Origin of the sequence: Streptomyces sp. HUAS TT7, assembly GCF_051550175.1 — a bacterium.
In the GTDB taxonomy this organism is placed as follows: domain Bacteria; phylum Actinomycetota; class Actinomycetes; order Streptomycetales; family Streptomycetaceae; genus Streptomyces.
This window is the reverse complement of sequence record NZ_CP196175.1, coordinates 8,679,381-8,697,204: the sequence shown is the minus strand read 5'-3', so window position 1 is coordinate 8,697,204 and position 17,824 is coordinate 8,679,381. Positions and strand designations below refer to the sequence as shown.

General features: G+C 68.2%; 19 protein-coding genes and 2 pseudogenes. 8 read left to right on the top strand and 13 right to left on the bottom strand.

Features of this window, described 5'->3' with window-relative positions:
- The first annotated feature begins 49 nt into the window (after positions 1 to 49).
- The 3 genes from ACSHXC_RS39550 (at position 50) to ACSHXC_RS39540 (ending at position 2,500) form a co-directional block, all read left to right on the top strand.
- Positions 50 to 313 (top strand): hypothetical protein, encoded by a 264-nt coding sequence (locus tag ACSHXC_RS39550; RefSeq protein WP_438296162.1) that lies wholly within the window; start codon positions 50 to 52, stop codon positions 311 to 313.
- 897 nt (positions 314 to 1,210) lie between these two features.
- The gene (locus ACSHXC_RS39545; RefSeq protein ID WP_438296161.1) at positions 1,211 to 1,507 is read left to right on the top strand and encodes a GmrSD restriction endonuclease domain-containing protein; all 297 of its coding nucleotides are present in this window, start codon (positions 1,211 to 1,213) and stop codon (positions 1,505 to 1,507) included.
- A gap of 315 nt (positions 1,508 to 1,822) precedes the next feature.
- Positions 1,823 to 2,500: a hypothetical protein gene (locus ACSHXC_RS39540; protein WP_438296160.1), complete on the top strand. Its 678-nt coding sequence runs from the start codon at positions 1,823 to 1,825 to the stop codon at positions 2,498 to 2,500.
- 79 nt (positions 2,501 to 2,579) lie between these two features.
- Here the strand turns inward: ACSHXC_RS39540 and ACSHXC_RS39535 are convergent, their stop codons facing one another.
- The 4 genes from ACSHXC_RS39535 to ACSHXC_RS39520 form a co-directional block, all read right to left on the bottom strand.
- Positions 2,580 to 3,095 (bottom strand): transposase, encoded by a 516-nt coding sequence (locus tag ACSHXC_RS39535; protein WP_438296159.1) that lies wholly within the window; start codon positions 3,093 to 3,095, stop codon positions 2,580 to 2,582.
- Positions 3,086 to 3,505, bottom strand: coding sequence for a helix-turn-helix domain-containing protein (locus ACSHXC_RS39530; protein WP_438296158.1), 420 nt, complete (start codon positions 3,503 to 3,505; stop codon positions 3,086 to 3,088). The genes ACSHXC_RS39535 and ACSHXC_RS39530 overlap by 10 nt, the downstream gene beginning before the upstream one ends.
- A 571-nt stretch (positions 3,506 to 4,076) precedes the next feature.
- Positions 4,077 to 4,310, bottom strand: coding sequence for a hypothetical protein (locus tag ACSHXC_RS39525; protein ID WP_438296157.1), 234 nt, complete (start codon positions 4,308 to 4,310; stop codon positions 4,077 to 4,079).
- 165 nt (positions 4,311 to 4,475) lie between these two features.
- Positions 4,476 to 4,610 carry a hypothetical protein gene (locus ACSHXC_RS39520; RefSeq protein ID WP_438296156.1) on the bottom strand — a complete coding sequence of 45 codons (135 nt, stop codon included), beginning with the start codon at positions 4,608 to 4,610 and terminating at the stop codon, positions 4,476 to 4,478.
- Positions 4,611 to 4,626: 16 nt separating this feature from the next.
- Here ACSHXC_RS39520 and ACSHXC_RS39515 point away from each other — a divergent pair, with 16 nt between their 5' ends.
- Complete coding sequence (locus ACSHXC_RS39515) at positions 4,627 to 5,013, top strand: hypothetical protein (RefSeq protein WP_438296155.1); 387 nt, start codon at positions 4,627 to 4,629, stop codon at positions 5,011 to 5,013.
- A gap of 557 nt (positions 5,014 to 5,570) precedes the next feature.
- Here ACSHXC_RS39515 and ACSHXC_RS39510 read toward each other — a convergent pair.
- From ACSHXC_RS39510 to ACSHXC_RS39495, 4 genes are all read right to left on the bottom strand, one after another.
- Positions 5,571 to 5,933, bottom strand: a complete 363-nt coding sequence (locus ACSHXC_RS39510; protein WP_438296154.1) for a YaaC family protein — start codon at positions 5,931 to 5,933, stop codon at positions 5,571 to 5,573.
- Positions 5,934 to 6,220: 287 nt separating this feature from the next.
- On the bottom strand, positions 6,221 to 7,756 hold the full coding sequence (locus tag ACSHXC_RS39505) for an ISKra4 family transposase (RefSeq protein ID WP_438296153.1): 1,536 nt from the start codon (positions 7,754 to 7,756) through the stop codon (positions 6,221 to 6,223).
- 43 nt (positions 7,757 to 7,799) lie between these two features.
- On the bottom strand, positions 7,800 to 8,444 hold the full coding sequence (locus ACSHXC_RS39500) for a hypothetical protein (RefSeq protein WP_438296152.1): 645 nt from the start codon (positions 8,442 to 8,444) through the stop codon (positions 7,800 to 7,802).
- A gap of 65 nt (positions 8,445 to 8,509) precedes the next feature.
- Positions 8,510 to 9,238 (bottom strand): MMPL family transporter, encoded by a 729-nt coding sequence (locus tag ACSHXC_RS39495; RefSeq protein ID WP_438296151.1) that lies wholly within the window; start codon positions 9,236 to 9,238, stop codon positions 8,510 to 8,512.
- A gap of 611 nt (positions 9,239 to 9,849) precedes the next feature.
- Here ACSHXC_RS39495 and ACSHXC_RS39490 point away from each other — a divergent pair.
- A complete protein-coding gene (locus tag ACSHXC_RS39490; RefSeq protein WP_438296150.1) occupies positions 9,850 to 10,446 on the top strand; it encodes a TetR/AcrR family transcriptional regulator in 597 nt (198 codons plus the stop codon).
- A gap of 89 nt (positions 10,447 to 10,535) precedes the next feature.
- On the opposite strand, the gene ACSHXC_RS39485 is transcribed toward ACSHXC_RS39490, so the two are convergent.
- On the bottom strand, positions 10,536 to 11,171 hold the full coding sequence (locus tag ACSHXC_RS39485) for an FMN-dependent NADH-azoreductase (protein ID WP_438296149.1): 636 nt from the start codon (positions 11,169 to 11,171) through the stop codon (positions 10,536 to 10,538).
- A gap of 804 nt (positions 11,172 to 11,975) precedes the next feature.
- Here ACSHXC_RS39485 and ACSHXC_RS39480 point away from each other — a divergent pair.
- Positions 11,976 to 13,772, top strand: a complete 1,797-nt coding sequence (locus ACSHXC_RS39480) for an alkaline phosphatase family protein (protein ID WP_438296148.1) — start codon at positions 11,976 to 11,978, stop codon at positions 13,770 to 13,772.
- Between the two features lie 1,043 nt (positions 13,773 to 14,815).
- On the opposite strand, the gene ACSHXC_RS39475 is transcribed toward ACSHXC_RS39480, so the two are convergent.
- Positions 14,816 to 15,415, bottom strand: a complete 600-nt coding sequence (locus ACSHXC_RS39475; protein ID WP_438296147.1) for a hypothetical protein — start codon at positions 15,413 to 15,415, stop codon at positions 14,816 to 14,818.
- A gap of 330 nt (positions 15,416 to 15,745) precedes the next feature.
- The gene (locus ACSHXC_RS39470; protein ID WP_438296146.1) at positions 15,746 to 16,096 is read right to left on the bottom strand and encodes a hypothetical protein; all 351 of its coding nucleotides are present in this window, start codon (positions 16,094 to 16,096) and stop codon (positions 15,746 to 15,748) included.
- Between the two features lie 189 nt (positions 16,097 to 16,285).
- Between ACSHXC_RS39470 and ACSHXC_RS39465 the strand changes: the two genes are divergently transcribed.
- A complete protein-coding gene (locus ACSHXC_RS39465; RefSeq protein WP_438296145.1) occupies positions 16,286 to 16,510 on the top strand; it encodes a winged helix-turn-helix domain-containing protein in 225 nt (74 codons plus the stop codon).
- A 21-nt stretch (positions 16,511 to 16,531) separates the two neighbouring features.
- On the opposite strand, the pseudogene ACSHXC_RS39460 reads toward ACSHXC_RS39465, so the two are convergent.
- Positions 16,532 to 16,891: pseudogene (locus ACSHXC_RS39460) on the bottom strand (transposase); the annotation flags it as partial.
- Positions 16,892 to 16,922: 31 nt separating this feature from the next.
- On the opposite strand from ACSHXC_RS39460, the pseudogene ACSHXC_RS39455 reads away from it, so the two are divergent.
- A pseudogene (locus ACSHXC_RS39455) lies at positions 16,923 to 17,186 on the top strand (eCIS core domain-containing protein); the annotation flags it as partial.
- Here the strand turns inward: ACSHXC_RS39455 and ACSHXC_RS39450 are convergent.
- Positions 17,123 to 17,641, bottom strand: coding sequence for a YcxB family protein (locus ACSHXC_RS39450; protein ID WP_438296144.1), 519 nt, complete (start codon positions 17,639 to 17,641; stop codon positions 17,123 to 17,125). The pseudogene ACSHXC_RS39455 and the gene ACSHXC_RS39450 sit on opposite strands and share 64 nt — an antisense overlap.
- Positions 17,642 to 17,824: the final 183 nt, after the last annotated feature.

Sequence of the window (17,824 nt, the reverse complement as noted above, 5' to 3'; positions counted from 1 at the left end):
GAGTGGGGCCGGCCCCTGGAAATCTGTACTGGCGGAGTTCCGCGACTACTTGAAGCTGTCGGGGGCTACCGGGCTCACCGAGCACGTCAAGGACGCCAAGCTCCGCGACTGCCCGGGCGGCGACAGGGAGGCGAACGTCCTCACGGACTACGACCCCCACCTCGAAGCACCCAACGTGGACGCGGAGACGAAGAAGGGCGCGGACCGAGTCGCGCACGCATTCACCGCGTGGCGGGACGAGAAGTTCCACGACGAGGGATGGGTGTACGTCATCAACGGCGCGGTGGAGACCGTCACCAAACAGCCGTGGTAACGACGAGGACACCCCTCAGGGGTGCAAGGCCAATGTAAGACCGACCCTTTGAGCCCGTCACACGGTCCTGCCGAACGGCCCTGTTCGGCCGTGCCCGGGGTGACGATTCGACCGTTCGGAATGGTGTGACTCCCCACCCCGGCCGGCAGCGTAGAGCCGCCGGAACTGCCGGGTCGTGACCGCCCGCGGCCTGCGGCCGCTCCTACCCACCACAACCGGAGCCGGAGCACCTCCCGGCACTCCGCACCCCCTCACCGGGCCCACCCACAGCCCCGCCCCGAGTACGACCCCGGTGCCGTCTGCTCCTCGGCGCAGAGCATCCGCCTCGGCCCGTCGGTCGTCCGCGCCTGCCGCCAGCAACTCGGCCGCTGACAGCAGTTCCTGCGCCGACACCCGCCGTTCGCTCCGAAAGGCGGGCATCAGACGTGCCGTCAGTTCCCGGGGGCGCTCAGAGCTTGTCCGCAACGGCCCAGGGAGTCAGCCGGCATGGAGGCCGCACCCCTCATACGGGTGGAATAGAGCTGTACGCGACCTTGCACGCGGACACGAGCCGCTACCTCTTGTCGCACGATCACTTCTCGCCGGTGGCTGCGCGCCGCCATCACCCTGGTCGGTCTCTCCGCCGTCCTCGTACCCGCCGCTCCGGCATCTGCCACAACCGCCGCGGCCACGTCACAGCTCGCCCCGGCGCTGCGGCGAGCCCTGCCGGAACCGCCTCCCGCCGAAGTCGCCCGCAACGCACTCAGCGACCTGAACATCGAGGCCCCGCACCCGATGACCGGCTACAGCCGGGCCAAGTTCCCCCACTGAGCCAGCCAGTACGGCGAGCGCGACACCCGCGAAGCCATCCTGCAGCGCGACGGGCAGAACGTGGTCCAGGACGCCAAGTGCCGTGCCGTGTCCGGGACTTGGTACAGCGAGTACGACGGCAAGACACCGACCACCTCCGGCCAGATCGACATCGACCACATGGTGCCGCTGGCCGCCGGGTGGCGGGCCGGCGCCGACCAGTGGGACACCGCCAAGCGCAAGGCCTTCACCAACGACCTGGTGCACTCCCAGCTCATCGCCGTCTCCGCCGCCTCCAACCGGTCCAGAGGCGACCAGACCCCAGACCTGTGGAAGCCCCCACTGAAGACGCACTGGTGCACCTACTCCCGCGCCTGGATCGACGTGAAGACATCTACGAGCTGAACATCACCGAGGCGGAGAAGACGGCGTTCGGCGAGATGCTCGACACCTGCGGCAACCGATGCCCACCCCGGAGCCGACGGTCTGCGACGACCAGCGCCAACTGGGCGGGAACTCCCGGGGCACTGCTGCCTCTTTACTCGTTCGCGTTGCCGCTGGGGCCCTTCATGCTCAGGTTGCCAAACATGAGTCTAAGCGATCTTGGATATTTGTTGTGCGGCTTGGGGACGCAGCCGTCCGGCAGTTGTGTGGAGCCATGCCCGTGGTAGCGTCGCTCTCTCCTCCGGCGTGTCCGGACGGAGTCCTGTCAGGCCCCTCATGATCGACCCACACCAGCGGTTCCAGAATGCACTCGACGGCCTGGACACTGCCTTCGCGCCACTGTCCAAACTGTTCGTTCCCGTGGGCGGCTGCACCCACTGCTACACCGCGGCCGGCCTCGAAGCCCTGGCCGGCCGCGTGCACCGGGTGCCGGAGGAACTGCTCTTCTCCGTCGCGTACAAGACGCCCGACCACTGGGACGACTTCCCCGGCCTGTACCGCCGGCTGACACCCCGGATCGTGCGTCTTCTGACGGCTGACCAGCTCGACCACGCAATGGTCGCCTCCCGGCTCCTCGCCGCCGACTGGCGCACCTGGCCCGCACCGGAAGGCATGGCTCTGGAGGAGCTGTGGGATGCCTGGTGGCGCTCAGCTCTGCACACCCACCCGAGCACCGGAGACATCGCTTCCATACTGGAGACGCTTTCGGTCACTACGGGTACCCTCGCCCCCTGGCTGGCCGCCTGGACCGAGACCCGCACCGAGGCGTCAGACCTGCACCTGGCCGATGCGCTCGACCACTGGCTCTTCGAGGGCGAACTCGCCGACCTCCATCTCGGCTTCTACGACGAGTTCCACGCCACACCCCAACTGCTGCCCTGGCTGCTCTCCTTGGAGGACGGCCGCATCGGCGCCGCCCATCTGATCGAGGTCGAGCGCATCACATACAGCTGAGCGGTCTCGTGTGGGGGATGCGGCTGGTGCCATCGTGGCAGCGCGCCGCGTGAGCGCGCGGTCGACGGCGGCGCGGAGTTCATGGGTGGTGGTGTAGGGCACGGACGGGCAAGTCCTGGTATTTGACCGAGCGCCAGATCCGTTCGATGCGGTTCAGCTTAGGCGATCTGGGCGGTGGGTAGAACAGGTGGACCCCGATGGCGGCCAACTCCTCGCGCCGTCCCTTGAAAACGTCGGCGTGGTGGATGGAGGCATTGTCCAGCGCGAGGGTGCAGGGCCGGGGACGCTTCCAGCCGGGCGGCGGACTGCCGAGCCGGTCCGCCCCGCCGGGCAGGCGCGCTATCTGGGCACAGACGAAGCCGAGCACCATCGCCGCATCAATCTTGTGCTCGACGGCGGTCCACAGCAGCTCGGGTTCCGAGCCGGTGCCGTTCAGCGCGCCGAGCACGACCCGCCGGTTCCTGGTGTCCTCGCGCTTCACCACCACCCGGGTGCCGGTGCGGACCCAGGTGTATCCGGTCGGCAGGGTCGGGGAGAACCCGCACTCGTCCAGGTAGTGCAGGTCCTCCACACCGGCCTTGGACCTCAGCCGCACAGCCGCAGACCCTCCAGCCGCTTCCACGCGGCGGCCTGGAGGGCCGGGTCGGCCTGATGCCGGATGCTGTCGCGAGTACGTTTCCAGCGGAAGCCGTCCCGGTGCAGCAGCACCGACAACCAGGACGAATGCAGCCCGACTCCGCGCTCGCGGCGCAGCCACTCGGCCAGCGCCGGCAACGTCCAGGTAACGCCCCGGGCCGCGGAATCGTCCAGCATCTCCTCCAGCGCGTGCAGGTCCTCGCGCTTCCAGCGCGGCGGACGCCCCGGACGCGGTGCATCCGCCAGCACCTCGAACCCTCCGTCGAGGAACCGGTGCAGGGCCTTGCGCACCGTGACCACGTGCCTCTCCACGACCGACGCGATCGCGGGCGCGGTCCGGCCCTCGGCCGCGATCCCGAACCACCACACGCAACCCACACCCCGCTACAACACCCCAAGAAATCCCAACCGCTGTGGAGCAATCCCAATTTCTACAGCACACCAGGTCAAAGCCCCAGCCCCACTGAGAAACCCAGAAAACAACAGCCCCAAGCCCCGAACCAACCCGTCCCAAAATTTGCAGCACCGCAGGTCACAACTCCGCCAACACAACCGTCAGCTCAAACCCACTGGGACGACACACCCGAGCGGCGCGCGGAACTCGACGCACTCGGCATGCGCTGGTAACAGCGCATGCCGAAGGGCCGGGCCCGGGCTTCCTGTTGGGAACCCGGGCCCGGCCCTCGTGTGCCGCCGTGTGCGCCTCGCTGACACGGGATGCATCGGGCCCGATCGCTGCTACGAAGCCACCAGAAGGGCGTACAGCGGCTCCGCCGGGGTATTCAACGGGACCACTGCGCCCCCGCCGAACAGGATCCGTCGCGGCGGCCGGACGCCGGACGCCGGGACGTCGACCACCCGGGCCGCTTACCCGGGAACTTCAGCAGGTCGAGCTGATCCGGGGCCAGGTGGATCTGGTAGCCGCCGCGCCGCGTGCTGATCAAGGAGGCGGGTGATTCGCAAGCGGCGAGGTTGCGGCGCAGCCCGGAGACAGCGTCCTGCACCCGGCGAAGCGCGGGGCGGGTGCGTTCCCGTCCCACATCACGGCGATGAGCCGTTCCATGGCGACGACGTTGTTGGCGTCGACCAGCAGCGCGGCCGACATCTTGGCCTGCCGCGGCCTGTCGAGCCGGACCTCGCGCCCGGTGATCTGCGCGGGTAACGGCCCCAGCACGCCGAACCTCATGTTCCCCCCGGCACTTCACGACCAGCGCCGGCTCTTTCTCTCTCCCCCCGGCTGACCTCGCACTAGGACGAATCTAGGACGACCGAAGGACCCGTGTCCGTAGCGTCACCGTGCGGTATCCAGCCGTTCCCGCACAACAAAAGGAAACGGGGATCAGATGACGAAAAAGTTCATGTCGAAGAGATGGGCGTCGACCGCAGTGAAGGCGACGACGGTCGCCATGGCCCTGGGGGGCACTGTCGGTGCGACCGGGGCAGCGGCTGCCGACGCGGCGAGCGTCAGCAGCACGACACCGGCTCACTCCGTGGCTGCTCCTACGGGTTCGGTGCTGGTCAAGGAGGTCAAGACAGCACAGGGCACGCTCGACATCTACCGGGACTCCGCTGCGCGGGTCCGGCCCTTCTCCGCGTCCGGCTGCGCGGGTGGCAGCTTCGAGGTCTGCATCAACATCAACGGCAGCGGGAAGTTCGTGTACTACATCGAGAATCTGACGCACTTCCCCAGCGCCGGCACGGTGAACATGCAGATCAACGGCCCCTCGGGGGTGATCGCTCAGACGGGTAACTTCTACGAGAGCGGCGGCTGGTACAGCTTTATCTGGAACTTCGACAACAACGTGACGCCTGGGTACTACTGCGCCACGTCCTTCACCTACACCTCCCGCCAGGGCGCCTGCGAGACCGTAAGCTGACGCCTCGGCACTTCGGCGGCGGGCAGCCGTGCTCTCCGGCGGCTGCCCTCTCCGGGGCGAGGGGGGGCTATGCGGGCTCGACTTCGTGGAGTCGACACGGTTTTTCCCGCCTCCTGAGCTATGCGGCGGCTTCGTGTCCGCCCCCGCTGACACGAGTCGGCACAAAAAACCCGCCCGGCTACTGACACGAGAGCGGCACACGGCCATACACCGGCTCCACCTGGTCGCTCAGCGGGACCACCCGTGCCCCTGGTGGTCCTGATCGGCAAGGTGCGGGCGATAGGCTGGCCGCCGTCCATGAGGGCTGCCCAGGAGTTCGGTCACCGCGTTGATTCCGCCGGCCCGCTCCTCGGCCGGCCGGTAGCCCCACTCCCCCAGCTTCGCCGTCGGGTTGCCTTCCCGGGTGACCAGCGGCGGCACTGCCACAACTACCTCGCCACAAACGGGCGTTCAGGCCCAGAGGCCTGTGTCGTGCATCGTAGAGGCTTCGCGGAGAACGCCGTAGGCCGAACACCACGATCGGTAATTCACGGCGGGCCCAGAGACGCATTCGACAATCATTGGCTACTGCCGATGGGCAACAACCGGTGGCCTAGTGGTGGGCCCCGTGGGGCAGGCGGACCACCTCGTCTGGTCAGGCTCTGGCGGTCCATTCGGTGGAGTTCGCGGGTGACGAGTTCAGGGATGGCGGATAGGGCCATTTCGAGGAGGTGTTCGATAGCGTTGGCTATGCGATCGTTTCTCTTGTCTACGTTGATCGACTTGGCCCAGCTCTGAGGTTCGTAGCGGGCGATGCTAGCGAGGGCGTACAGCACTCCCCACCAGGTGAGCAGGGGGTGAAGCGGTCGCTGGTTTCCCTGCAGGGCGGGGAGGACGTAGTGGATTCCTTCGCGGTAGGGGGTTCCGAGGATGGTCTCCACTGGGGCGCGGGGGTTGGGCTGGTAGGGGACGTAGAGCGTGCTCGGAAGTGAGCCTGGTGTCCTTTGTCCCGTTTCTGGGCGTCCAGCACCGTCGGGGGGCTGGAACTGCCAGCCCTCCAGGGTCGGGTAGCGGGCAAGGAACTCGGTGATGCGCTGCTCCTGGAACCGGTCGTCCCTCTCCTCACCGAGGGTCTTGGGGCAGCCGAACAGGTTGACCGTGGACCATCCCGAGGGCAGGGGTGGAGCATAAGGGGATGGGTGCGGCTCTTTCGGAGTGAGATCACCGATCAGGCCGTGAGGCCGTACTTGTGCTGGCCAGGCTGGGGATAGTGGCGTTCGTACTCCCTCCTGGTGTGGAAGATCCAGTACTCGGAGAAGTCGTTGTTGCTGATGAGCGCGCGAAGGGTGAGGACCGCCTCGGCGCCGCCGAGGCTCCACCGGCTGCCGGTGATATCGAGTCTGTCGGCGATCAAGTGCCGTGCTGCTCCCTCGACGATTCCGCTGGCGATCGGCCAGCCGGCTGCCAACGCCCGGCCGTAGTGGACGTGGTCGGCGTTGTTGGCCAGGTAGCGGCAGGCAGTGTCCGCGGCCGCGCGTTGCTCGTCGGTGAGACGGCGGTGGTCGGCTTCGGAGCGGATGTCGAAGACGGCTCCAGCGGCGTCACCGGCCAGGATCCGGGCCGCTTTCGTCCCCACCCAGGTCTCGGCCTTAGGGTCGGTGGCGCTGTGGAAGCAGCGTGCGGCCGCCCAGAGCTTCTCGATCACGTGGACGATGTCGAGCACGATGTGGATGGTGACGCCACGGTGGGCGGCTTCTGCGCGGACGAGGCCGAGTTGGTGGGTGGCGCCGTCCACCAGGACCACCCAGCACCTTTGGTGTTGCGGGTCACGGGCCTCGGCCTGGTCGAAGGCCGTCCTGATGACGTGGTCGGGGGTGTGCTCGACGGAGGCGGTGAGCCATTTCGCTCGGGCTTTCGGCCCCGGACGTGGGGTGCGGTGGCCGGTGCGGCCGCCGGGCGGGGCGATGATGTCGTGCGGACGACGAACGGCGGGCTCCGCGTCGTGGACGACGGCGAGCGTGGCCATCCTTTTGCGGCCCGACTTCTCCCCGGCCGAAAGGCGGGTGCGGAACGTCCGCGTTGCCCGCTCGGCGGCCCTCTGGGTCGCCTCACGCAGATGCCCCGGCCTCATCACGATGCCTTTGCCATCGAAGCTGAGGACCAGCAGCGTCTCGTGGCCGGCGGGCACGGGGGTGCGGCAGGTGTAGAAGGCGTCGATGTCCACCGCGGCGGCCCGCACCAGCTCCTGGGCCTGCCGTTTGCTGACCAGACGTGCTCCGCAACGGCGGTCGATCGCCTCAAGGGCGGTGTCGTAGGAACCGCGGCAGGCTTCCAGTACGGCGAGTCGTTGCAGGCCCAGGCTGTGCCGGCCACGCGGCAGGTTCAGTTCCCGGTCGGCCGGGCAGACGTTGGTCCGGCCCGGTGCGCGCAACGCGCACCGAGCCACGGTCACCGTTCCGACCATCGTGGCCAGTTGCCGCCGGTGGTTCTTCTCCAACCGGCTGCGGCCGTCGGCCAACGCGGCCCGGGACGAAGAGCTGAGGCCGCTGAGGGCCGCTTCCTCAACGCGGGCGCGAAGATCGAGATGGGCCTGCAGGAGGAGGCGGCCCAGCTCCCGGGCTCCCGTCTCGGCGCTCTCCTCGACCTGGTCATGTGGCAACTGCAGGACCTCGGGGCTGGAGAGGGAGGAGATGAGGAAAGTGAGGAAAGAAACGGTTCGGGCAAAGGGGTCAGCCGCCGTGGCGGCCTCATACGCTCCGTTCATCGGGCTCTCACCTTCGGGTGTCGACTGGGTGGCACCTTCGACGCTAGGGGCGAGGGCCCGATGCCACACCGGCGCGGCGGCGTCCGGCAGCCGGTCCATCCCGCTCCGGCGCACCCGAACCCGCCGGATTGCCGCCCCGCGCAGCGAACAGTCCCGGACCCGGTTCCTGAAGCCAGTCCCGCTCCACCAGCCGTTTCAGCTTCGACCGGAACCCCTCCACCTTGCTCTTGTCCGTCGACAGCCCCAGCACCGCGCAGAGTTGGTGTGCGCGCATCGGATGCACCGCGTCCCGGAGCACCTCGACGATGTCCTGGTACGCATCCGGCAGCACCCCGGCCTCCAGCTCGGGCGACCACTGCGGCACCAGCTTCACCCCGACCGGCGAGCCCACCGAGAAACGCTCCTCCGCTCCTGCTTCCGGCGGTTCCTCCGGCCCACCCGGCACCGGGACCACCTCCGGCTCCCCGACCGCCTCCCCACCCGACAAGATCTCCGACATCGTCTCCCGGGTGATCTCCAGCCGTGAAAGCACCGCCTCCTGCTCGGTCAGACTCTCGGACAACTCCGCGATCCGAGCCTGCAGTTCGTCGATCCGCTCCCGCGCGGCAGCCTCCCGCCGCTCGATCTCCTCCAGCCACGACACCATCGCCGCCACCCCCGGAATCCGGTCACCCGACACCACGACCATCGAGCAACTACACCCCGGTCAGCAACCACGCAGGTCAAGACACCTCACTGGAGAAGAGCCACACCCTAAGGGGATTGTGCTTCCAGCTGGCGTGCGGGGAAGTGGGGAGAGTCCTCCAGGGGTACGTGCCGGGTGTCCGGCAGAGCGGCCCATGGTTCACCCAGCCGCGCCCCGGAACTGGGCAGACCTTCACACCCCAACGCCTGTGCGACCCCGGCGAATGACGTCGCGCCATGCGGGTTCGGGTTCTTGGGCGGCATCAAGGGGATATCCCTGAGCCGGCCCTGGGGATTGGTTTCGATCCCGTGCCCTTTCAGTTGCCATGGCCGCCTGCCCTCCTCGACGGCGGGCAGATTCGGCGAAACCGCTGCCGGCGCCCGCCCCGCCTGGGAAAGCCCATAGGAGGAACTCGCCGCTCTCGCGGCCGAGAAGACCGCTTCTGGCGGTCTGAGGCTGATGAGTGAGGGCGGAATTCTTGGTGACAACCTGTAGGCGGTGGTGCCGTCCTTGCTGACGGACTTGGCCTGGTACAGGTCGGCGGCGCCGATGACGCCAGGAGCCTTCTTGAGGTCGGCGACGGGAATCTCGACCTTGTTCCTCGCCTCGGGGCCGGAGAGCTTCTGGCCCCGAGGTGCACGGATGACGACGCGGGCGCTGGTGCCTTCGGCACTGACGGCGGGGAACTTCTTCTGGAGGAGGTCGAACGCCTTCTGGGATTCGGTGCCGGGCATGGAGTCTGCCGGCGGAGTGGTGGCGACCGAGGCGGCAAAGCCGACTCCGGCGAAGACCAGCACCCACAGGAGCGTCATCAACCGCCACCGTCGGAAGGCGAGTCGGCCCGGCTTGCAGAGGAACGTAGCCACGGCGGAAGGGACTCCCGTCGGGGTCGGCAGGACAAGCAGGTCCCCTTTCGTGAGCGGATCCGCATCGAGGCCGCCGAGCGGTTCGCCGCCGGTGTCTGCAATGCGGACATCACCAAGGGTTACGGATCACGGTCTGCTCGGTGCAGCGATGGCGCCGGGACTGGCAGAACGCCGGCACCGACGGACTTTGCTCGACCAAGCCGGCCTCGTCGCACAAACTGGGCGATGCGTTGTTCGCGAGTAGGGCCCTCGGAGGGCTGAGATGTCGACCCGTTGCCGTGCTCATGGTGACTGGCCGGTCGCACTTGGTGAATAGCCGACCAGTCCCATGTCCAGCGCTGCGCCCCAACCGGGGGTTGAGGAACATCGGAACGACAACCGGCGACAAGCCCGGGCGCCATGGGGCGCTCTTCCTGGTAGGGGCAGCGCGGGCGCGGTAGTGGGGCGGTGGGCCGCAAGGTGAAGGTAGTCTCAAATTCACTGCCCCCAACCAACGTGCCCACACCATGACGGATTCCTCAATTCAGGGAGAGGTGAGCGCTGTGCCCGAGGCACCCCAGCGGCCGCCGCTGCGCGCCGACGCCCGCCGCAACGTCGAGAAGCTGCGCCAGGCCGCGGCGGACGCCTTCTCCGAGCACGGGCTCGACACGCCGCTGGAGACGATCGCGAAGCTGGCGGGGGTGAGCGTCGGCACGATCTACAACCGCTTCGGGAGCCGTGACGCGCTGCTGGACCAGGTCGTCAACGAACTCGCCGACCGGCAGGTGCGCGCGGCGATGGCCATCGCGGACGGCACGGCGGGCAGCGCGTGGGAGAGGCTGCTGGCCTACGTCGAGGCCATCTGTCAGGCGCAGGCCGACGACCCGGCGTTCAACGACGCGTTCTCCCGCCGCTACCCCAACGCCCCAGCTCTCAAGGCGGTCTGCGACCGGTCCCTGGCATTCGCCACCGAGCTGGCCGCCGACGCCCGCGCCGAAGGGGCCCTGCGTGAGGACGCCCGGATGGACGACATCGCCCGCTTCTTCCAGGTCAACGGTGACCTCGTGCGGGCCGGTGACGACGCCGGCCGCCGCCGCGTCCTCGCCCTGCTCTTCGAGGGCCTGCACGCCCGCACCGGCAGTCGCCCGCTGCCCGGCTGATCACGGCCGGCAACGACGACCTCAGCACGGCCGGGAACGCCGACGGTGTCGGCACCGCGAGACGGGACCGACACTGTCGTCGCGCGCGACTACGCGGCGCGGGCCGCCTTCGCGGCGCCCTCGAACGCATCGGCCCGCGACTGCTCACCGAGTGGGACCAGGTGCTCCATGGCCGGGATCTGCGCGGCCAGCGTCAGGTCCGCGACGATGAAGGTCGCCTCCATCTCGAAGATCACCGACAGCACCGACTCCAGATAGTTCAGCACGTGCTCGTGCGGCGCCCGGGGCGTGCCGGGGGCGTAGGAGCCGCCGCGGCTGGTCACCACCGTCACCGGTGTGCCCTTCACCTTCGACTCCGGCGAGCCGGCGGTGCGGCCGATCAGGATCACCTGGTCCAGCCACGCCTTGAGGGTGGAGGGCACCGAGAAGTTGTACATCGGCGCGCCGATGACCACCGCGTCGGCCGCCTCCAGCTCCGCTATCAGAGCCAGGCGCTCGACGAAGGCCCGAGCCTGCTCGTCGGTGTGCTCCGCCGGGTCGAGCGACCCGGCGGTGTGGGCGTCCGCGGTGATGTGCGGGACCGGCTCGGCGGCCAAGTCCCGGTAGATCACCTCGCCACCCGGGTGCTCTTCCAGCCACGTACGGCGGAAGGCCTCGGTGACGGCCCGAGAGGTGGACGCCTGGCCCGCGAACGCGGACGAGTCGATGTGCAGCAGTGTCGCCATGGCGCAACTCCGAAAAGGGGAGAGGGCGTGCGTACCCTCCCGCCGCAGGCGGTGGGACGGTCGCAGCAGATAACTTGAACCTACTCTCAACTTTAGCCACAAGTTGAGGGCCGGTTCAAGTTTCCGTCGGTGCCCGCGTTCAAGCCGGCTACTCCTTCGCATCGGCTCCCCCTCCCGCGGGAAGCACAGCGGGAACGTGCCCAGCGAGTAGCGCGGCTCCCAACATCCCGTGCCGCCGAGCGTCTCGTACGCATGGTGCAGCGACAGGGAGTTGGGTGCGGCGGCTACCGGCCCCTGCACCTGGCCCGCCACGCAGTTCACGGCTGCGTAGTTGCGCTTCCAACTCCGAGAGCACGTCGAACCCCTACATCACATTGCCGCGGGTCAGGGCGGCAGTCGTCGGCTGGCGCCCGCTTCCTCCGCGACGGCTTCTCGAAGTTGGAGGGCTCTGTCGCGCCGCGCGTGGCCGCGGGCTGTGCGCGGCTCGCCGGCCTGCCGGCGCCGCGTACGCGCTCGCGAAACTGCTGCACGAACGGGGTGAGAGCCAGGCCGAGCGCTGGGCCCGGCAGGCCGCCGTCGTCGGCCGCCACCGGCGATGAGACCGGCCTGCGCAGCCTCGCACGGATTCCCGCCAGGACAGCTATGACCATCACCATGCCAACTTGTCTAATCAAGTTTGGACTTGGTTCTTCCGTCTGACGGCGGAGGTCGATATCCATGTCCCGTTCATCCTGCACGGCCGGGGCCGAACAGCCCGCTCCCTCATGACACCCTTTTCACACGGGACGAGGTACACCAATGCACTTGCGCCGAAGACTCCTCAGCTGGGGGCTCGCCCTCCTCGGCTTGCTGATCTTCTCCCCTCCCCCGGCTCACGCGGCTGGGAGCAGCGGCAATCTCATCGTCAACGGCGATGCGGAGGCTGGGGGTTACTGCACTGACGACTGGGCGGCGGCCACCACCGTGCCCGACTGGACCGCTCAGGCCGGCGGGGTGAATGTGATGTGCCACACCGCCGGTTCGTTCGGGCTGCCCAGCGACGGCAATGCTCCCGGCAAGGCCTTCTTCGGGCCCGGCAACTTCGGTGACGGTTCGATGTCGCAGACCGTCGACGTCTCCTCCGCGGCCGCGGCGGTGGACGGCGGCGGGGTGAGCTACAACCTCTCCGGCTGGCTCGGCGGCTGGACCACCTACAGCGGGTACGCCGCCGTGAACCTGCACTTCCAGGACGCGAACGGCCGTCCGCTGGGCAGCATCGCCAAGCTGCCCACGGTCTCCGCCTCCGACCGGGCCCTGGCCACCAAGTTCCTCGCCCGTAGCACCACCGGTCCGGTACCTGCGGGTACCCGCTCGATCCAGGTCGAGGTGCAGTTCCTGTCGACGTCACACGAGACCGGCTACGTCGACAACCTCTCCCTCACTCTGAACACACCGGTCACTGCGCCGGCCCCGCTCACTCCTCCCGTGTCGAAAGTGCCGGGCTACGACCACGTGTTCATGGTCATGATGGAGAACACCGACTACTCCGCCATCATGAACGATCCGGCCGACACGCCCTACCTGCACAGCCTCATGGATCAGGGCGCGACACTGACCGACTTCCACGGCGTCTACCACCCCAGCGACGAGAACTACCTCGCCGTCGCCGGCGGCGACACCTACGCCAAGGGCGCCACCTACTGGCCCAACATCAACTCGCCCCAACACCACCTGGGCGACACCCTGGAGGCGGCTGGCAAGAGCTGGAAGGCCTACGAACAGGGGATGGGCACGCCTTGCAACACCAAGAACAACAACGACAGTTACTACGAGCCCGACGACGCGCCATTCATCAACTACACCAATGTCAGCGGCAACGCGTCACGCTGTGCCGCGCACCTCTTCGACACCACGCAGTTGGCCACCGACCTCCGATCGGCTTCGACCACCCCGAACTTCTCCTGGATCGCCGCCGACGACTACTACGACGGCGAGGCCTCCGGCAACGGCAACGCCACCAGCCTCAAGACCCAGGACGGCTGGCTGAAGCAGACCCTCGCCCCGGTCCTGACCTCTCCCGCCTGGACCCAGGAGCGCTCACTGCTCGTCCTGACCTGGGACGAGTCCAACAATGAGGCGTACAACCACATCGTGACCACGCTCGTGGGTTCCCAGGGCACCGTTCCGGCAGCAACCACCAGTCCCGCCCACTACGACCACTACGCCATCGCCCGCACCGTCGAAGCAGCCCTCGGCCTGCCCGGCCTGACTGCCAATGACACCTACGCAACGCCGCTCAACGCGGCCTTCGCGCCGTACACCGGGACGGCGCCGACTCTCACCGGCGACCTGAACTCGGTCGCGAACGGCGGCAACGTCACCTTCCGGTACTCGGTGCCGTCCGCCACGCAGGTGAGTGCGAAGAACTGGATCGGCATCTACCCAGCCGGTGTCGCCCCCGGCAAGCAGTCGTCCCTGGCCTGGGCCTACGCACCCGACTCCAGCGGCGCGTCGACCTTCTCCACCGGCAAGTTGAGCGGCCCGGGCAACTACGACGTGTACTACCTGGCCAATGACGGCTACTCGGTGCTGGCCGGACCCTTCTCACTCGCCGTGGGCTGATCCGGCAGCCTTGCTCCGGCACACCAGGCAGCACCCGAGGCGAGGCACGGGTGGGATGGCGCGTAGCGAACGGGGGTGCCAGGCGGGCCTGCACGGAAGCACCCGCGCGCAGGCCGGGGACCTGCGGTTCCCGGGACTCCCCCGGGGCCAGCCACCCGGCCTGTTTACCGCCCTGTGCCGTAGCGGTGGGCACGGCGCCGCCGAGTCGTCTTCGGCCACTGATCCCCGATACGAAGCCTCTGCCGGACTCCGGGCCGGCGGGGGCTTATCGCGTCCGCTGCCTGGGACGGTGTCGTATCAGCTCGCCCAGCGGGACGCCGCGAGCCTCGTGTGGCGGGGGTGGGCCGCACTCTCGCGCCCTTGAGCGTCTCCGGCTTCACAGCCTCGATCCAGCTCTCCGCCGCGACGTTGTCCACTGAACTTCCGACGGCGCTCATGCTCCTGCGGTAGGCCGCGGCCCCGCGCAGAACCTCGATCTGCTGCTCCAGCACCTTGATCCGACGGCGTGCTTCCCGTCGTTCCGCCCTCTCCTGGCTGGACGTTCCGGGCTTCGTCCCGTTGTCCGCGCGGCGCATCCATTTCCAGCGTCATCGCATGGACGCCGTGCGGCCAGGCCCGAAAACTCGCCGACCTGCCCGACGCGAAGATGGACGCGCCCCCAACCCCTCCTCGCTGACACCCCTTTGTGTCCGACTGGCAGGGGCGGCGGGGCGCACGGGGCGCACGGTCCTGGACGTCAAGAAGACCACTACCGCGATGATGACTCCCCGCAGGGTCGCGCCGTGGAACATCGGCCCGCAGTCCGGAAGGACTGACTGTGGTCATCGTTTCGGCTGGTCGCCGGTGCGGCCACCTGTGGACCGTGTGGTGGCCGGGAGGGCGGGGCCACCCTGTCGGCTGCCCCAGCGGGCAGCTCGGCCGGACCCGGGTAGCCGGAGGCGAAGACGTTCGGCCCCTGCCTGCCGCCAGGACTGAACCCGGCCGGCACCCCGGCCCCGGCCGGCACAGACCGGGGATCGCCGGAAATCCGGTTGCGGGGGTGGTCACCGCCCGAGGAGATCCTTGACCGCCTGGAGCACGGCGTCGGGACGGCGCCAGTGGATCGAGGCGTGCCCGGCTTCCTCGACGAGGCGGTTCTCACCGTGGGGGACGGAGGCGGCCAGGTCTGTGTAGAGGCGTCGTTTGTCGCTGATCTCCTGGCGCGGTTGTCGCTCGGTCTCGCCGATCAGGACGGCCTTCTTGAAGTCGTCGATGTCCATGGCGGTGAGAAGGATCAGGGACACGTCGGGCAGCGGTCCGGCGTGGCGCATTTCGTCGAGGAACCGGCTGCGGTGGGGCAGTACCTTGTACCCGTCCATGATCCACCCCGGGCTGACGTGGCGGTCGATGAGCGGTTCCCGGATCTCCGGCGGCCAGTCCGTCATCATCTGCCCGAGCAGGCGGCGGTAGAGCTCGCGGGCCTCCTGCGGCAGCCCGTCGGGCAGTTCGTGGTCCGGATCCCCTGCGCCCCGCATCTCGCTCAACTCGCGGGACGTGTAGGCGCTGTAGTCCTCGTGGTCGGTCTCCATCAGGGATGCGGGCTCCCTCAGCGCCGAGGCGACGCTGAAGATCTGATATCCGAGATGGCCGGCCAAACCGCTCACAGCCAACCCCGCCAACGCGCTGGGCTGCTCCTACGACGCGGCCACCTCCGGCGCCGCCAGCAGCTCTGTCGCCCGGGCCGCAATACCTAGGTATATGTCCTTCAGACTCATCAGCCCCCCCGAAGATCGATGATCCAGCATCGCCTGCCGCACGAGGCCGGGCAAGGAGGCCCACCCCGCGACGCCCCCAAAGGCCTACAAACTCGGGGAATGGTCAAACAGCCATTATTGACCGCCACGATCGGAATGAACATGCAGCCGTTGGCGAGATCGATTCACCCTGACACCCACCAGCAACTTCCCAGAGCCGCCGACGATCCGTGAGGGCTACTACGGCTTCGGCGGCAAGGCCGCCAACGCTCGGTCACGCAGGCTCAGGTAACTCGTGATCTGTGGTGCCCGGTCGTGCAGGATGTGGTTGGCATACGTGTCGACGAGCGTACGGGCGAGCTGGGAGCGCCCCACCATGCGGTCGCATGTCGCGTCGGCGACTGCCTGATCGATCTCCCGCTGGCGCAGTCGTTCCGTGGTGGGCTGGGATGCCTTTCCGATGGCTTGGGCGATCGCGTTTCGCGCCTCATCCGGTGTGGAGAAGTGGTAGCCCTCCTTCGCCATGCAGGCACTCCATGCCTGTTCGGTGCGGCCCAGTGCGTTGTCGCCACGCACCCTGTCGTTCAGCACGGCGAACTGCGCCTTGAGGGCCGCGGGCTGCTACTCGTTCCCTCGGTCTTCGGCGTGGGCACGCCCGCCATCGATATCGACGCCGAACCACAGCCCGTGGTGAGGTACCCCGTCGGCCATGACTCGGGCCCACCACCTGTGCTTGCGCTGCCGGCCCCGGCCGGAGCACAAACACCCTTGGGTTCATTGATGGGCAAAACCCGCGCCGCTGTTCTCCACGCCATCGCCCAGCACCCCAGCTGCTCAACGAAAGAACTCGCCACTCTCACCGGTATGACACCCCCCAGCGCCAGCGAACACGCAACCACCCTGCGCGCGGCCGGACTGATCCACACCGTTCGACACCGCAATACGGCACTACACAGCCCCACCCCCATGGGTATCGCTCTGCTCAACTCTCGAGCATGTCTGTGATCTTGTGTAAGTGCCTTGGGGTTACTGGATGCTGAGCCGGTCCTCGAAGAACAGCGAGAACTGGTTCAGTGCCTCCTTCCAGTGTGCAGCGACGTGGTCGACGTCGCGCGCCTTCGGTGTGATCTGCTCTCGGACCGCGAGGGAGAGCACCTTCAACGCGGCCCGCTCCGACGGGAAATGGCTGCGGTTATGGGTGGCCTTCCACGGGCGGGCGTTGATCGACTCGACCATGTTCGTCGAGTAGACGACCCCCCTTGTCGCGGGCGGGAATGCGAGGTGGGGCGTGAACTCGGGCCAGGCCGAGCGCCAGGTCCGGGCCACCGCCGGGCAGCGTTCGCCCAGCTCCGAGGCGGCGAACGCGTCCAGGGCCTGTTCGGCGGCGGGCGCTTTTCGAGACGCGAGATAGTCCTGGTCGGCCAGATCCTCCGCCGCCGAAGTCGGCGCCCGCACCTGCACCAGTGGCAACCACGTCGTCACCGGCGCCGGCGGTACGGACAGCCGCACACTGGCCCACGAGCTCACCCACGTCATCCAGCAGCGTAAAGGCCCTGTCGCCGGCACCGACAACAGCGACGGACTGAAGGTCTCCGACCCGTCCGACCGCTTCGAGAGTCAGACGCGCGCTGCATGCCGGTCGAGTGCTGCCCGCAGGGTGTCCACGTCGCGGGTGCCTCGCTTGGGCAGGATGGTGAGGCAGGACGCGTTCTTGTCCGTACTCAGCAGCACGAACAGGTGCGGTGTCTCGACATATCGGGGTGCTGCCTGCCAGGTCAGTGTGGTGGCGGCCTGTTGATGCGCGATGGTGACGCCAGTGTCCGCGATCGTCGCCCGGTACTCGCCATGGTTCGCGGTGAGCTTGTGGAACTGGCGGGCCTGGAGGTAGGGCATGCCGACCATGAGCACACCGAACACGACGATGCCCACCATCATCGGCACGGGGAGGCTGCCGCCGGTCACCAACGCCATGATCCCGCTCACCAGGGCCACCGAGCCGCACACCAGCATGATGACGCGCTGACGACGGGCAGCGGCCGAGGCCCTCGCACGGGCGCGGAGGGCCTCCTTGAAGTCCTCTGCTGTCAGCCGGTAGGAAAGACCCATCCCCGAGACCACCTGCTCTTCCCTGCTCATGTACGACCATTCCCCCGGCTGATTTCGGCTGCCCGACGGGAAATGGTAACCGCAGGGATGACCTGGAACCCCGCAGCCGTGTGGACCCCGAAGCACCAGGCAGTGGTTGCGGGGCCTCGCCAGCGTGCCACCGGCCACGGCATCGAAATGACACCAGTCACCCGCCAGGGTCAGTCGGAGCCC

Coding starts and splice junctions, on each gene's coding strand:
- ACSHXC_RS39540 (WP_438296160.1), top strand. CDS start 1,823: ATGATCGACCCACACCAGCGGTTCCAGAATGCACTCGACGGCCTGGAC.
- ACSHXC_RS39505 (WP_438296153.1), bottom strand. CDS start 7,756: ATGAACGGAGCGTATGAGGCCGCCACGGCGGCTGACCCCTTTGCCCGA.
- ACSHXC_RS39500 (WP_438296152.1), bottom strand. CDS start 8,444: ATGGTCGTGGTGTCGGGTGACCGGATTCCGGGGGTGGCGGCGATGGTG.
- ACSHXC_RS39485 (WP_438296149.1), bottom strand. CDS start 11,171: ATGGCGACACTGCTGCACATCGACTCGTCCGCGTTCGCGGGCCAGGCG.
- ACSHXC_RS39465 (WP_438296145.1), top strand. CDS start 16,286: ATGGGCAAAACCCGCGCCGCTGTTCTCCACGCCATCGCCCAGCACCCC.
- ACSHXC_RS39450 (WP_438296144.1), bottom strand. CDS start 17,641: ATGAGCAGGGAAGAGCAGGTGGTCTCGGGGATGGGTCTTTCCTACCGG.